The organism is Antarcticimicrobium sp. (assembly GCF_029212575.1).
GTDB lineage: Bacteria > Pseudomonadota > Alphaproteobacteria > Rhodobacterales > Rhodobacteraceae > Antarcticimicrobium.
Map to the genome: position 1 here is coordinate 1 of NZ_JARGPK010000005.1, position 15,253 is coordinate 15,253.

At 66.5% G+C, this 15,253-nt stretch carries 13 protein-coding genes; 2 read left to right on the forward strand and 11 right to left on the reverse strand.

Annotated elements, in window-relative coordinates; all coding sequences use genetic code 11:
• The 5 genes from P1U75_RS00465 to P1U75_RS00485 all read right to left on the reverse strand — a co-directional run.
• A partial coding sequence (locus P1U75_RS00465; protein WP_300238420.1) for a PCRF domain-containing protein occupies positions 1–454 on the reverse strand: 454 nt, incomplete at its 3' end.
• A gap of 109 nt (positions 455–563) precedes the next feature.
• Positions 564–3,116 carry a penicillin-binding protein 1A gene (locus P1U75_RS00470; RefSeq protein WP_300238422.1) on the reverse strand — a complete coding sequence of 851 codons (2,553 nt, stop codon included), beginning with the start codon at positions 3,114–3,116 and terminating at the stop codon, positions 564–566.
• An 81-nt stretch (positions 3,117–3,197) separates the two neighbouring features.
• Complete coding sequence (locus tag P1U75_RS20560) at positions 3,198–4,766, reverse strand: sulfotransferase (protein ID WP_366914924.1); 1,569 nt, start codon at positions 4,764–4,766, stop codon at positions 3,198–3,200.
• A gap of 9 nt (positions 4,767–4,775) precedes the next feature.
• Entirely contained in the window at positions 4,776–6,020 is a 1,245-nt protein-coding gene (locus P1U75_RS00480) for an N-acetylmuramoyl-L-alanine amidase (protein ID WP_300238444.1), read from the reverse strand.
• Positions 6,021–6,182: 162 nt separating this feature from the next.
• Positions 6,183–7,328: an aminotransferase class I/II-fold pyridoxal phosphate-dependent enzyme gene (locus P1U75_RS00485; RefSeq protein WP_300238424.1), complete on the reverse strand. Its 1,146-nt coding sequence runs from the start codon at positions 7,326–7,328 to the stop codon at positions 6,183–6,185.
• 22 nt (positions 7,329–7,350) lie between these two features.
• On the opposite strand from P1U75_RS00485, the gene P1U75_RS00490 reads away from it, so the two are divergent.
• Entirely contained in the window at positions 7,351–8,697 is a 1,347-nt protein-coding gene (locus tag P1U75_RS00490) for a M48 family metalloprotease (protein ID WP_300238427.1), read from the forward strand.
• Positions 8,697–9,452, forward strand: coding sequence for a DsbA family protein (locus tag P1U75_RS00495; RefSeq protein ID WP_300238429.1), 756 nt, complete (start codon positions 8,697–8,699; stop codon positions 9,450–9,452). Before P1U75_RS00490 ends, P1U75_RS00495 begins: the two co-directional genes overlap by 1 nt.
• 215 nt (positions 9,453–9,667) lie before the next feature.
• Here P1U75_RS00495 and P1U75_RS00500 read toward each other — a convergent pair whose 3' ends face one another.
• From P1U75_RS00500 to P1U75_RS00525, 6 genes are all read right to left on the reverse strand, one after another.
• Entirely contained in the window at positions 9,668–10,657 is a 990-nt protein-coding gene (locus P1U75_RS00500) for an ABC transporter substrate-binding protein (RefSeq protein ID WP_300238431.1), read from the reverse strand.
• 61 nt (positions 10,658–10,718) lie between these two features.
• Complete coding sequence (locus tag P1U75_RS00505) at positions 10,719–11,555, reverse strand: ABC transporter permease (protein ID WP_300238446.1); 837 nt, start codon at positions 11,553–11,555, stop codon at positions 10,719–10,721.
• Complete coding sequence (locus P1U75_RS00510) at positions 11,555–12,484, reverse strand: ABC transporter permease (protein ID WP_300238434.1); 930 nt, start codon at positions 12,482–12,484, stop codon at positions 11,555–11,557. The genes P1U75_RS00505 and P1U75_RS00510 overlap by 1 nt, the downstream gene beginning before the upstream one ends.
• 36 nt (positions 12,485–12,520) lie before the next feature.
• Positions 12,521–13,333, reverse strand: a complete 813-nt coding sequence (locus P1U75_RS00515) for an ABC transporter ATP-binding protein (RefSeq protein ID WP_300238436.1) — start codon at positions 13,331–13,333, stop codon at positions 12,521–12,523.
• Between the two features lie 57 nt (positions 13,334–13,390).
• Positions 13,391–14,845, reverse strand: a complete 1,455-nt coding sequence (hydA, locus tag P1U75_RS00520) for a dihydropyrimidinase (protein ID WP_300238439.1) — start codon at positions 14,843–14,845, stop codon at positions 13,391–13,393.
• Positions 14,846–14,869: 24 nt separating this feature from the next.
• Positions 14,870–15,169, reverse strand: a complete 300-nt coding sequence (locus tag P1U75_RS00525) for a hypothetical protein (RefSeq protein WP_300238442.1) — start codon at positions 15,167–15,169, stop codon at positions 14,870–14,872.
• Positions 15,170–15,253: the final 84 nt, after the last annotated feature.

Here is a 15,253-nt window from a genome sequence, read left to right on the forward strand (position 1 = left end):
GGATGTACATCCGCTGCAACATCTGCGCCCAGTCGCAGGCCTCGGTGCCGCCGGCGCCGGCGTTGATTTCCAGAAAGGTGTCGTTGCCGTCGGCCTCGCCGTCCAGCAGCGCCTCGAGCTCTTTCTTCGCGGCCTTGTCCCGCAGCGTCTTCAGCGCCTCTTCCGCCTCCGCAACGACCTCTTCGTCCTCTTCCATCTCGCCCAGTTCGATCAATTCGACATTGTCGTTCAGATCGCGCTTGATGGTGTCGTAGGTCTCCAGCGCATCGACCAGCATCTGCCGCTCGCGCATCAACTTCTGCGCGGCCTCGGGATCGTCCCACAGGTTGGGATCCTCGACGCGGGCGTTGAACTCTTCCAGCCGATGCTGCGCGGTCTCATGGTTCATCCGCTGGGCCAGCAGCTCCAGCGATTTCTCGATCTCGGCAACGGTGTTCTGCGTCTCGGCGCGCATGGAAGGTCCTGCGATACTGGGTGAATTGAAACCGGGTGATAGACCAGCCCAAAGGGGCGGGCAAGGTGGCGCGGGCGAAAACCGGGTTTTGCCCCCCGCCGGGCGCCCGTCAGTATAACCCGCCCGAACTCACCGTGCCGAAATCCGCTTTCGGCCCGACTACCGCGGTACCGCCGGTCGAGGTGGTCAGTTCGCGCCCGCCGCCGCTCACCTCTTCGAACAGCGGCAGGTTCGAGCCCATGGCGAATCCGCCATCATAGGTCAGCCCGAAGATCGGCTCTTCGCCGTCGCGGAAATACTCCGCCACCACATAGGCGCCGCCGGCGTCATTGGGCAGACGGGCCCCGGTGTAGCGGTCGATCTTGATGAAATGCCCGCCCGGCGGCACCTCGAACGGGCCGCCGCCGTATTTCTTGACTGCCTTTTCCATGAACGACTGGAACACCGGCCCACACATCGACGATCCATAGGCCCCCCGCCCCAGTGGACGCGGCCGGTCGTAGCCGATGTAGCAGCCGGCAACGATATTGCTGGTGAAGCCGATGAACCAGACGTCGCGCGCCTCATTGGTGGTTCCGGTCTTGCCTGCTGTGGGTACCGGCAGGTTGACCGCGCCTGCGGCGGTGCCGCGATCCACCACGCCGCGCATCATCGAGGTGAGCTGATAGGCGGTGATCGCGTCCATCACCCGGCGCCGGTTCGACACGATCCGCGGCGGCTTTCCGGGCGGCAGATCGGCGACGTCGCAATCGGCGCAGGCGCGCTTGTCGTGGCGATAGATGGTCTTGCCGAACCGGTCCTGAATGCGGTCGACCAGCGTCGGCTCGACCCGTTCGCCGCCATTGGCGAACATCGCATAGGCCGCCACCATCCGATACAGCGTGGTCTCCTCCGAGCCCAGCGAGTTGGCCAGGTACGGTCCCATCTCGTCGTAGACGCCAAAGCGTTCGGCATAGCTGGCCACCACCGGCATGCCGACCTCCTGCGCCAGGCGGATGGTCATCAGGTTCCGGCTCATCTCGATGCCGGTGCGCAGCGGTGTCGGCCCGTAGAACTTGTTCGACGAATTGCGCGGCCGCCACAGCCCCTGCGGGGTGTCGATCTCGATCGGCGCATCGACCACGATGGTCGCGGGCGAATAGCCGCTGTCGAGTGCGGCGGCATAGACGAAGGGCTTGAACGAGGATCCCGGCTGGCGCATCGCCTGGGTGGCGCGGTTGAACACCGAGTCCTGGTACGAGAACCCGCCCTGCATGGCGATCACCCGGCCGGTATTGACGTCCATCGCCATGAAGCCGCCCTGCACCTCCGGCACCTGCCGCAGGCTCCAGCGAATGAACGTGCCATCCTTGTCCGCCGTCATCCGACGCACCAGAACCACGTCGCCGACCTCCAGCAGGTCTCCGGCCACGCGGGCCTTCTTGGCCAGCTTGCCGTTCTCCAGCCGCTTGCGCGCCCATTGCACGTCCTTGGCGGGGATCCAGTGGCCGTCTTCGTCCTCGTCCACGCCCTCGATGCCGATGCGCGCGTCGCTCTTGCCAACCTCCAGCACCACCGCCGGATACCACTGGACCGGCAGCACCACGTCGCGCGGCGCCTCGACCTCGGACAAGGCCTCGCGCCAGCCGGTTTCGGAGGCAAGCTTGCCCACCGGGATCGTGGCGATCAGCCCGTGCCAGACGCCACGGTTGCGGTCGTATTTCTCCAACTGTTCGCGCAGGGCGCGGGCGGCCTCCAGCTGCATTTCCTGATCGACGGTCGCGCGAACCGTGAAGCCGCCGGTAAAGAACTCGCCCTCGCCGAAATCCTCGCTCAGCTGGCGGCGGATCTCGTCGGTGAAATAGTCACGCGACGGCAGCGCGACGCGGAAACTCTCGAAATCGCCGTTCTGGACCGAGCGCAGCGGCTGCGCCACCTCCTGCTTGTAGACGGCCTGGCTGAGAATGCCGTTCTGGCGCATCTCGCGCAGAACGTAGTCACGGCGCTGCTTCAACCGTTCCTTGTTGCGCACCGGGTGAAAATCCGACGGCGCCTTGGGCATCGAGGCAAGAAAGGCCGCCTCATGCGGTGCCAGTTCCGACAGGGTCTTGTTGAAATAAGTCTGCGCCGCCGCCGTGACGCCATAGGAATTCTGGCCGAGGAAGATCTCGTTCAGATAGAGTTCGAGAATCCGTTCCTTGTCCAGCGTCTGCTCCAGCCGCGCGGCCAGGACGATCTCCTTGATCTTGCGCTCGACCTTGCGGTCGCCCGACAGCAGAAAGTTCTTCATCACCTGCTGGGTGATGGTCGATGCCCCGCGCACGGTCTTTCCGCGCGTGCGAACCGCCTCGATCATCGCCGCCGCGATGCCGCGCGGATCATAGCCCTTGTGTTGGTAGAAATTCTTGTCCTCGGCCGAAATGAAGGCCTGCTTGACCAGATCGGGGATCTCCTCGGCCGGGGTGAACAGCCGGCGCTCCTGGGCGAATTCGTCGATCAGCTGGCCCTCGCCGGAATAAATCCGGCTGATGGTTGGCGGACGATACTGCGCCAGCGCCTCGTGGCTGGGCAGATCGCGGGCATACATCCAGAACACCCCGCCGATGCCGAGCGCCACCAGGAAGATGCCCATGGTAACCGCACTGAAGATCGCGCCGAAGAAGGAGAGAATGAACCGAAGCACTGTGAAGCCTTTGTTGCGCAGTCCCCCATATAGGCGAACCGCGCGCAGGGGTCAAAACGCCGACCGGCAGATTGATGCCGGTCAGCCGCGCACGAGGGTGATATCAGCCATTGCGGCGATGCGGTCAAGATCGGCGGCATAACGCGCCTGCCATCGGCGGCGCTCAGCCTCTGGGAAACCCGCGAAACCGAGGTCGCTGCGGTCGTCGGCATGGGCCGCGATCAGCGCGTCGATCTCCGCCTGCGCCGGTTTCCCGCCCGTTTCGAACCGCGCCTGCACCGCCTCCAGCGCGCGGTCCGTGGCGCTGAGGTTCATCACCTTGTCCGGCTCGCGCAGATCCCCGGCACCGACATCGGGCAGCAGCACGTCCAGCAGCGCGCGGCTCTGCCCCCGCCGGGCATAATCCACCACCGTGAACCGCTGCGGCCGCAACTGGTCTTGCAGCACCGCAATCAGCTCCGGCCAGCCCCGGTCGAGCCCATCGAGCGCCGCACGAAACGCGGCGAACCCCGGAACCGGGCGTTGCACCGCCCGCTTGCGATGGCAGGAGACGAAAAACCCCGGGTAGTCGCGCACCACGTAGACCAGATGCGCCACAGGCCCGCCCAGCGCCTGCGCCAATGCCTGCGCGCGCACCTCGGCGGCGGGAAAGAACCGCCCGGTGTAAAGATGCATCATCCGCCCCGGAACATTTTCCTCCGACACGATCAGCCGGTCGCTGCCCCCCGCGACTCGGTCGATCTCCCGGCGCGCCTGTTCGGTCAGCCGCGCGATTTCCTCGCCGCCGTGACGCGGCTCGGGCAGCTTCAGTTTCAACGTCCCGTCCGGCGCCCCGTCGCGGGCCGAATAGCCCAGCGCATAGCCCCGCCGTTCAAGCACATCGCGGTTCTCGGCCAGGCAGAGCTGCACGCTGGAGCTGCCGGTGCGATGCCCGCCCGCATGCAGGTAGACCGCGCGTGTTGAGGCCGCCCCGGACAGCGTCGCTGGCGCCGCCTGCGCCTCGGTCTCGCCCTCGTCCTCCGCTTCCTCGGCGTCGCGGTCCTTGACATTGGCCCGGCCCCACCACGGCAGGTCCAACCCCAGAAACGCCCCGATCCTGTCCGGCGCCTGCGGGTCGCTCAGATCGTACTCCAGGAAATCCGGATCCTCCCGAAACACCCGGCGGCAAAAGGCGTAATGCCCCTCGATCCAGCGCGTCAATTCGCCCGGCGTCCCGCCGTAGCCTGCCGGCAGCCCCGGCACGTTCTGTTGCGGCAGCCGCGAGCGACCGAGGTTGGACCAGCCCAGCATGGATTTCACCAGCGCCGCCGGATCGCGGTGGCTGAGCAGGAATTTCACCCCCGGATGATGCCGCCGGATCGCGTCGAGCAGCCCCCAGTCCATCTGCGGCCAGAGCGACAACCCCCGGGAGGCCACGCTCATCTCGGTCACCGCATCGAACTCCTCCAGCAGCGCCAGGGGGTCGCCGGTCTGGAAATAGCCGCGATAAAGATGGTCGCCGACGAACCCCGACAGGATCCGCCGGTCCTCGGTCTGGCCCTTGCGGATGCGCCAGTCGGCCACTTTCAGCCCCGCCTTGCCCAACGCCACGCCCAGCGTCGTGGTGCCCGATTTCGGCAGGCCGAGATTGATGATCCGCAGACGGTCCATGCGCGCCCCCTATTGCCGCACGAGGGGCCGGCGCGACAGGTCGGAGTCGCGCCAGTTCTGCAACCCGTTGCGAATCCCCCTGGTGATCCGCGCCCGCCACTCCGGGTTCTCGAGGTTCTTGAGATCGCGCGGACTGGACAGGAACCCGACCTCGATCAGGACCGAGGGGGTGTCCGCCGCCTTGAGCACCGAGAAGGCGGCGGCGCGCTTGGGCCGCCGGTTCATCGGCCCGCCCACGTTGGTCATCCCCGAAATCAGCGCTTTCGCCAGCGCCTCGGTCCGCGGCCGGGTCTCCTGCCGCGCGAGATCGAGCATGATGTCGGTGACCTCGTCATCGGCCGCGCTCAGATCGGCGCCCGACAGCAGGTTGGCCCGGTCGTGCCGCTCGGCCAGAAGCGCGCTGGCGGTGTCCGATGCCTCCTGCGCCAGAACATAGACCGTGGCGCCATGCGCCAGCCCCTCGGAAAGCGAATCCGCGTGCAGCGACAGGAACACCTCCGCCCCGGCCTGATGCGCCAGAGCGATGCGCCGCTCCAGCGACACGAAGCGGTCGTCGTCGCGGGTCATCTCCACCTCGAAACCGCCCGAACGCAGCAGCACCTCGCGCAATTCGCGCGCCAGCGTCAGCATCAGGTCCTTTTCGCGTAGCGCGCCCACCTCGGCACCCGGATCCATGCCGCCGTGACCGGGGTCGAGCATCACCCGCAGCGGCGCGTCGGGATCCCGGACCACCCCCTGCCCGACCTGCGCGGGCTCAGGCAGGTCCCAGCGCGGGTCATAGGGCGGCCCGGCGGCAGCGGTGAACTCGGCCAGCGACACCGACGCCAGCCGCAACGCCAGATGCGCCGCCGCCGTCACCTCGTCCAGCGTCAGCTCCGCCTCCTCCACCGCCATCGGTCCGGACAGTTCCAACACCATCCGCGACCAGCCGGGCACATAGGCGCCGAACTGCGCCTGGAGCACCCGGTCGGTGCGCACCAGCGCCTCGGAATCGAGCCCGGTCCAGTCGACCTCCTGGAAATCCAGCACCAGCCGCGGCGGCCCGTCCAGGGTGAACAGCCGGTAGGGCACCCCCTGGCTCAGATACAGGTCGACAAAGACGCCGCGCCGCCCGGCCTCGGTGATCCGGCTGGCCTCCGGATCGATCCGCGCCAGCCCGGAAAACTCCTGCGCCGGGGCCGAAGCCGCCAGCGCCCAGAGCGCCACCAAAATCGTCAGAACCCTGTGAAACACACGCACCGCCCGCTTTCCCATCACCTGCGCGGCCACGTGTCGGACCGCTTGCCGACAGGATAGACCAGCGCGCCGGGGTTGGGAATGTCGGATTTTTCCGGCCGACCACCCCGGGGGCTCTGCCCCCGCCGCGACTGCGTCGCGCCCCCGGAGTACTTCCGGCCAGAAAAAGCCGGCGGGCGGTCAGCCCCGCGCCGCCATGAACCGGGCCAGCCGCGCCAGCCCCTCCTCGATATCCGCGGTCGCGCGGGCATAGGAGAACCGCAGCGTCGTTGCCCCGCGCAGGGGATCGAAATCCAGCCCCGGCGTCACCGCCACCCCGGCCTTGTCGAGGATCTCGGCGGCAAGCGCGCGGCTGTCCTCGGTCAGCTCCGACACGTCGGCATAGACATAGAACGCCCCGTCCGGCGGCGCGATCTTGTCGAAGCCGGCCTTCGGCAACCCCTCGAGCATCAGCGCGCGGTTCTTCCGGTAAACCTCGAGGTTGCCGCGCAATTCCGCGTCGCAGTCCATCGCCGCCAGCGCCGCCACCTGGCTGGCATGCGGGGCGCAGATGAACATGTTCTGCGCGATCCGCTCCAGCACCCGCACATGATCCTCGGGCACCACCATCCAGCCGACGCGCCAGCCGGTCATCGAGAAATACTTGGAGAAGGAGTTGATCACATAGACCTCGTCGCTGATCTCCAGCGCGGTCACCGCCTTCTTGTCGTATTCCAGCCCGTGATAGATCTCGTCGCTGATGAATGCCGCCCCCTGCCCCTGTGCCGCGCCGATCAGCGCGCCCAATGCGTCGCGGTCCAGCATGGTGCCGGTCGGGTTGGCGGGCGAGGCCACCATCAGCCCGGCCAGGTCCATCCCGGCGAAATCCGCCGCCACCGGCTGATAGCGATTCTCGGGCGCGGCGGGCAGGTCCACCGGCACCATGCCCAGCGCGCTCAGGATCTGCCGGTACGAGGGGTAGCCCGGCGCGCCGATCCCGACCCGGTCGCCACTGTCGAACAGCGCCGTGAACCCCAGGATGAACCCGCCGGAGGAGCCGGGCGTGATCACCACCCGCTCCGGGTTCAGGTCCAGGTCGTACCATTCCCCATAGAGCCGCGCGATGCGGGCGCGCAGGGCGGGCAGCCCCAGCGCCACGGTATAGCCCATCGCGTCCCGATCCAGCGCCGCCTTGACCGCCTCGACGGCCCCTTTCGGCGCCCCGGTGCTGGGCTGGCCCACCTCCATGTGGATGATGTCGCGCCCGGCGTCCTCGGCGCGGCGCGCGGCCTCCATCACGTCCATCACGATAAAGGGATCGACCCGGGATCGGGTTGAGTTTCGCATGTTTCGCTCCCATGGTTGCGCCATGGGTAATGACCGCTTCTCCCGGCCGGCGTCAATCCCAGCGCTGCTGCTTTGCGCGGTGCTGGTTCTCGGGTTTGTCCGGCCTGTCGCAGCGCTCACGCTGCTGCGTGACGCCGACATCGAGCACGGGCTGACCGAGTTGGCCTTTCCGATCCTGCGCGCGGCGGGCCTCAGCGGCGCGCGGGTGCGGGTGCTGGTGGTCAACGACAGCAGCTTCAACGCCTTCGTGCTCGATCACGGCACGATCTTTCTGCATTCCGGGCTGATCGAAAAGGTCGGCAGCGCCCGCATGCTGCAGGCGGTGATCGCGCATGAGGCCGCCCATATCGCCAACGGCCATATCGCGCGCCGGATCGGCAACCTGCGCAGCGCCCGCAGCGCCGCCGGTCTCGGCGCGGCACTCGGCGCGATCGCCGCCGCCGCCGGTGGCGGGCAGGCCGCGGCCGGCATCGCGCTGGGAACCCAAAGCGCGGCCTACCGCTCGTTCCTGTCCCATACCCGCGCGGAGGAGGCCTCGGCCGACCGCTCGGCGGCCAGTTACCTGACCTGGTCCGGGATCGACCCGCGCGGGCTGCTGGAGCTGCACCACGCCTTTGAAGGGCAGGAACTGCTCAGCCTCGCCAACCAGGATCCCTACATGCGCTCGCACCCGCTGACCCGTGACCGCATTCGCGCGGCCGAGGATTTCGTCGCCGCCCAGGGCGCGGATATCCCTCCCGATCCGATGCACGCCTATTGGTTCGCGCGCATCCGGGGCAAGCTCTCGGCCTTTTCCCGGGCGCCGTCCTGGACCCTGCGCCGGGCGCAGGAAGAGGATCACCGCGACATCCGCCTTATGCGCGAGGCGGTGGCCCATCACCGCCTGAACCAGCGCGCCCGCGCCCTGGTCCGCATCGACGCCGCCCTCGCCCTGCGCCCGGACGACCCGTTCTACCATGACCTCAAGGGCCAGATCCTGATGGAGAACCGCCAATGGTCCGCCGCCGCCAGGGCCTATGGGCGGGCGGCAGAGCTGGCCCCGCGCGATGCGCTGATCATCGGCGGGCTGGGCCGGGCGCAGCTGGCCGCCGGGCAATTGCAGACCGGGCTGGACACGCTGGAACGGGCCCGCGCCCGCGATTTCCGCGACGCCCGCGTGTTGCGCGACCTGTCGCTCGCCTACGCAAGGAACGGGCAGCAGGGCATGGCGGCCCTGGTCACCGCCGAGCGCTTCGCGCTGGCCGGACGGCTGGATGATGCTGGCCTTCACGCCCGCCGCGCCGTGATTCAGCTGCCGCGCGGTTCGCCACCTTGGCAACGCGCCCAGGATGTGTTGAGTGCTTCTGAAAGACACCGAAAAAGGAACTGATGATGATCCGATTTGCCGCCCCGGCCCTGACCGCACTGGCCCTTCTGGCCGGTCCGGCCCAGGCCGTTGACCTGAGCCAGATGACCGACAGCGAACGCAGCGCCTTTCGCGCCGAGGTCCGCGCCTTTCTCATGGAGAACCCCGAGGTGATCCTGGAGGCGGTGCAACAGCTGGAGCAACGCCAGGCCGAGGCCGAGGCCCAGGCCGATTTCGATCTGGTCAAGACCAATGCCGAGGCGATCTTCAACGACGGCTATTCCTGGGTCGGCGGCAACCCCGAGGGCGACATCACCCTGGTCGAATTCATGGATTACCGCTGCGGATACTGCCGCAAGGCGGTGCCGGAGGTCGAAAGCCTGCTCAAGAGCGACGGCAACATCCGCTTCATCGTCAAGGAATTCCCGATCCTGGGCGAGGCCTCCACGATCTCCTCGCGCTTCGCGGTGGCGACCAAGCAGGTGGCCGGCGACGCGGCTTATGCGCAGGTTCACGACGCGCTGCTCGAGCTTCAGGGCGATCTCTCCGACGTGGTTCTGGGACGGCTGGCCGAGGGGCTCGGCCTTGACGCCGATGCGATCCTGGCCCGGATGGACAGCGACGAGGTGACCGAGGTGCTGGCAAAAACCCGCGCCCTGGCGCAGACCCTGAACATCTCCGGTACCCCCACCTTCGTGCTCGGCGACGAGATGCTGCGCGGCTACCTGCCCGCCGATCAGCTGGAAATGATCGTGGCGGAAAAGCGCGCGGCCGACTGAGGCACCCCACGACGGCAAAGACAGGCGCGTCGCCCCGGCGGCGCGCCTTTTCTTGTGCGGAATGTACGAATTGGCGCCCGTTCTGTACAACTCGCCCCGTCATCCCCGCGCAAGCCTGTCATCCCCCTCGAAACAAGAAAACGCCCGCCCCGGTCTCCCGGGACGGGCGCCAAGGGGGCGGGCCGTTGATCGGCCCGCGACACTCCCCCAAGCTCTTAGTTCAGCGCCTTGTCGGTGATCGCGTGGCTCCAGGCCCCTTCCGGCGCCTTGGTGATCACCGGGTCCGACCCGCCCGAGAGCAGCGATTGCACAGTGCGCTCGTAGTCAGCCACGTCAAGCGCGCCGTTGGAACCGGCGGTCAGCTTGGCGATCTCGCGCATCATCCGGGTCTGGTGCTTCTCGGTCTGGGCGCCGGTGGCATCGTTGTCGAGCACGATCATCGCCGCGTCGTCAGGGTTTTCCTCGGCCCATTTCCAGCCTTTCATCGAGGCCCGCACAAAGCGCACCATCTTGTCGGCAAAGGCCGGATCCTCGAGGTTGGAACCGATCACGTAGATGCCGTCTTCCAGCGTGGCGACGCCCTGATCCTCGTACTTGAAGACCACCAGTTCATCCGGCGTGAGGCCGGCGTCGATGATCTGCCAGTATTCGTTGTAGGTCATGGTCGAGACGCAATCGGCCTGGCCGTTGAGGATCGGATCGACGTTGAAGCCCTGCTTGAGCACGGTCACGCCATCCTCGCCACCATCGGTGGAGTAGCCCAGCTTGTTCATCCAGCTCAGGAACGGGTACTCGTTACCGCCGAACCAGACGCCCAGCGTCTTGCCTTTGAAATCGGCGGGCGTGGCGATGCCACTGTCCTTTCGGCAGGTCAGCATCATGCCCGAGCTCTTGAACGGCTGGGCGATGTTCACCAGGTCGAGCCCCTTTTCGCGGCTGGCCAGCGCCGAGGGCATCCAGTCGAGCACCACGTCGGCACCGCCACCGGCGATCACCTGCGCCGGCGCCACGTCGGGGCCGCCGGGCTTGATCGTCACGTTAAGGCCCTCTTCCTCGTAAAAGCCCTTGTCGAGCGCTACGTAGTAGCCGCCGAACTGAGCCTGGGTGACCCATTTCAGTTGCAGCGTCACATCATCCGCCGCCTGCGCGACACTGGCGCCCATGGCCATCGCACCGGCGAGAACTGCGCCATAAATCGTTTTCATTGGTTTCACTCCTTGTTGGTCTTTCCTGGTTTTCCTGGGTGGTTCTTGTTGTTCTTTGCTCTCAGCCTCGTTGCGAGGGATGCCAGAAGGTGATGACGCGTTCGGCCAGCGCCACGGCTCCATAAAAGGCCGACCCGACGATCGCGGCAACGACAATCTCGGCCCAGACCATGTCGAGCGCAAGCCGCCCGACCTCTGTCGAGATGCGAAAGCCCATGCCCTTGATCGGAGATCCGAAAAACTCGGCAACGATGGCGCCGATGAGGGCAAGGGTTGTGCAGATCTTGAGCCCGTTGAAGATAAAGGGCATCGCGGCGGGCAAGCGCAGCTTGCGCAGGCCCTGCCCCGGCGTCGCGGCATAGGTGTGCATCAGGTCACGCTGCATCGTCTCGGAGGCCCGCAGCCCCTCGACCGCGTTGACCAGCATCGGGAAGAACACCATCACCACGACGACCGCCGCCTTGGATTGCCAGCCAAAGCCGAACCACATCACCAGGATCGGCGCCATGCCGACGATCGGCAGGGCCGCAACGAAATTGCCCACCGGCAACAGCCCGCGCTGCAGAAAGGGCGAGCGATCCACCGCGATGGCGGTGAGCACCCCGGCGGTGCACCCGATCACATAGCCCGACAGCGCTCCCTTGAAAAAGGTCTGCACAAGGTCGCCCCAAAGCGTGGGGATCTCACCCACGAAGGTGGCGGCGATGGCCGAAGGCGCGGGCAGAAGCACCGGGTTCACCCCGAAGCCGCGCACCATCCCTTCCCAGACGATGATCACGGTCATGCCGAACAGCGCCGGCACGAAAAAGCGCACCCAGGGGGCCGACAGCCGCGACAGCCGCACGTTCAGCGCCCAGGCCGCGGCCCAGAACAGCAGCGATCCGAATACCCAGGCCATCATTGCGCGAACCCCATGCGTTTGAGCGTGACCTTCTGCGCCACGCCGATCGCCCAGACCAGCACGGCGGCCAGCGCCGCGGCGGCGAACAGCGCGCTCCAGATCTGCACGGTTTGACCATAGTAGCTGCCCGCCAGAAGCCGCGCGCCAAGCCCGCCATTGCTGGACAGCGACAACTCGGCCACAACCGCACCGATCAGCGAGGCCGCGACGCCCACCTTGAGCGAGGCAAAGAGATAGGGCGTGCTGGACGGCAGCCGCAGCTTCCACAGGGTTTCGGTGCGGGTGGCGTTCCAGGTCTTCATCTGGTCCATCTGCATCGCGTCGGGGCTGCGCAGCCCCTTGACCATGCCGACCACCACCGGGAAGAAGCTGAGGTACATCGAGATCACCCCCTTGGCGACGATGTCATCCACGCTCAGCGCCGCAAGCACCACCACGATCATCGGCGCGATGGCCAGGATCGGCACGGTCTGCGAGGCGATGATCCAGGGCATCACGCTCATGTCCATCGCGCGGGAATGCACGATGGACACCGCCAGCACGATACCCAGCGCGGTGCCAAAGGCAAAGCCGAGCAGCGTGGCCGACAGGGTGATCCAGCCATGCAGGATCAGGCTGCGCTTGGAAAAGGCGCGGCCGCGCTCGATCATGCCCCATGTGGTTTTCCAGAACTCCTGCGCCACCTGGTGCGGTGCCGGCAACTGCGGGCGCTCCTGCGAAAACACCGTGGACCACAGGCCGGTGTTTTTCAGCGCAAGCGAAATCCGCCCCATGTGCCGGCGCTCGGGTGCCTCGGCCGGGGTCACCTCCTCCCCCGCTCGTTGCGCCTGCATTGCCGCCTCGTGGATGTTCATCGGCACGCAGGCCGCATACCAGAAGCCGACAAGCGCGACGACAACCGTCAGGATCGCCAGGACCGACTTCATGGCCGCGCCCCCCGGATTGCGGCGGGTTCTCTGCGATCAATCGTCATAGGCGTGCCCTGCCCTGAGTCCTTCGCGCACCCGGTGCGCCACCTCGAGAAACTCCGGCGTATCGCGGATATCGAGCGGCCGCTCCTTTGGCAGCGGGCTTTCGATCACATCGGTGATCCGCCCCGGACGCGGGCTCATCACCACGATCCTGGTGGACAGGTAGACCGCCTCGGGAATCGAGTGGGTGACAAAGGCGATGGTCTTGTTGGTGCGTTCCCAAAGCTTGAGCAACTGCTCGTTCAGGTGATCACGCACGATCTCGTCCAGCGCGCCAAAGGGTTCGTCCATCAGCAGGATGTCGGCGTCGAAGGCCAGCGCGCGGGCGATCGAGGCCCGCTGCTGCATCCCGCCCGAAAGCTGCCAGGGAAACTTGCCGCCGAACCCTTCCAGATCAACCAGTTGCAGAACCTTCTTCACCCGCTCGTCCTGGTCGGCGCGGGAATAGCCCATGATCTCCAGCGGCAGCTTGATGTTCTTGGCGATGGTGCGCCACGGGTAAAGCCCGGCGGCCTGGAACACATAGCCATAGGCGCGGCTGCGGCGGGCCTCGTCCGGGGTCATCCCGTTCACCGTCAGGTTGCCGCCGGTGGGCTGCTCCAGCGCGGCGATGCAGCGCAGAAAGGTCGTCTTGCCACAGCCCGACGGGCCGATGAAGCTGACGAAATCGCCCTGCTCGATTGTCAGGCTGACGTCCTTGAGCGCCTGAATCGGGCTGTCCTTGGTCTGGAACGTCAGGTCCAGCCCGCGCGCCTCGACGACGGCCTTGGGGGGATCAACCTGGGGGATCGTTTCGTTGTTCATTATATCGCCTTGATCAGACGGGGATTTCGGGCCGCCGCGCAGGCGGCCCGCCCCAGGTTATACACCGGTTGCCGGGATGCCGCTGCGTTCCACCGGGCGCGGTGCGGTCAGGTCCTTCCACTTGGACAGGGCGGTGTTGACGGTTGCGTTCGGATCGCGCGCGACGAACTCGCCGTGGCCCTCCTTGGCCACCAGTTCGCCCTTGTCGACCGCCACGAAGCCCCGGCTCAGGACGTAGCGCGGCAGCGCGGTGACCTCGATCCCTTCGAAGACGTTGTAGTCGATCGACGAGGCCTGGGCCTCGGCGGTGATGGTCTTGCCCATGCCCGGGTCCATCACCACGATGTCGGCATCCGCCCCGACCAGGATCGCCCCCTTCTGCGGGTAGCAGTTGAGGATTTTCGCGATATTGGTTGAGGTTACGGCGACAAATTCATTCATCGTGATACGCCCGGTTTCGACCCCATAGGTCCACAGAACCGGCAACCGGTCCTCCAGCCCGCCGGTGCCGTTCGGGATCTTGGAGAAATCGCCGACGCCATAGCGTTTCTGCTCGGTGGTAAAGGCGCAGTGGTCGGTCGCCACGCAGGACAAGGTTCCCGAGGCCAGGCCGGCCCAAAGGCTGTCCTGGTGCTTCTTGTTGCGGAACGGCGGCGACATCACCCGGCGCGCGGCGTGATCCCAATCGTCGTTGAAATACTCGCTCTCATCCAGCACCAGGTGCTGGATCAGCGGCTCGCCCCAGACCCGCTTGCCGGCCAGTTTCGCGCGCCGGATCGCCTCGTGGCTCTCCTCGCAGGAGGTATGCACCACATAAAGCGGCGCGCCGGCCATGTCGGCGATCATGATGGCGCGGTTGGTGGCCTCGCCCTCGACCTGCGTCGGGCGGGAATAGGCATGCCCCTCGGGGCCGGTGTTGCCCTCGGCCAGCAGCTTGGCGGTCATCTCGGCGACCAGATCGCCATTTTCCGCGTGCACCAAGGGGGTCGCCCCCAGTTCGGCACAGCGCTTGAAGCTGGAGAACATCTCGTCGTCGTTCACCATCAGGCTGCCCTTGTAGGCCATGAAATGCTTGAAGGTATTGATGCCCTTTTCCTCGGTCACCACCTTCATCTCGTCAAAGACCTGCTCGCTCCACCAGGTCACCGCCATGTGAAAGGAATAGTCGCAACAGGCGCGGGCGGATTTATTGTCCCAGGTCTTCAGCGCATCCAGCAGGCTCTCACCCGGGCTGGGCAGCGCGAAATCGACCACCATGGTGGTCCCGCCCGCCAGCGCCGCGCGGGTGCCGGCATAGAAATCATCGCTGGAATGGGTGCCCATGAAGGGCATCTCCAGGTGCGTATGCGGGTCGATCCCGCCAGGCATCACAAAACAGCCCTCCGCATCGAGGATCTCGTCCCCGGTTAGGTCGGGACCAATCTCCACGATCACCCCGTGCTCGATCAGCACATCCGCCTTGTAGGTCAGATCGGCGGTCACCACGGTGCCGTTCTTGATCACTTTGCTCATTGTCTTACTCCCACGTTGTTCTTGTCAGACCGAAGCGTAACACCCGATCGCATCCCCATGCACCCCGATGTCGAGCGGTCCGAAATCGCTTTCGACGCAGAGCGAGAAATATCCCGCGCTCGGCAGGTAGATCACCCGATAGCAGCCATCGCCACGCGTCACCGACCAGCAGGTCTGGGTGATCCCGCCGGAGAAATTCACCGTCACCGGGCGCGGCTCGCGCAGGTTCGCCCGGAATGCCGCGACCGTCATCCGCCCGCTCCGGTCATCCACCGGATAGGCCGCGATCTCACCGGCGATCAGCGCCTTGATCTGCTCGGGCATCGGCCCTTCCGCCTTCATCGTCGCCACTTTCCCGGGCGCACGCCCCTTTTTCTGGCCTCAAATACTCCGGGGGTCCGGGGGCAG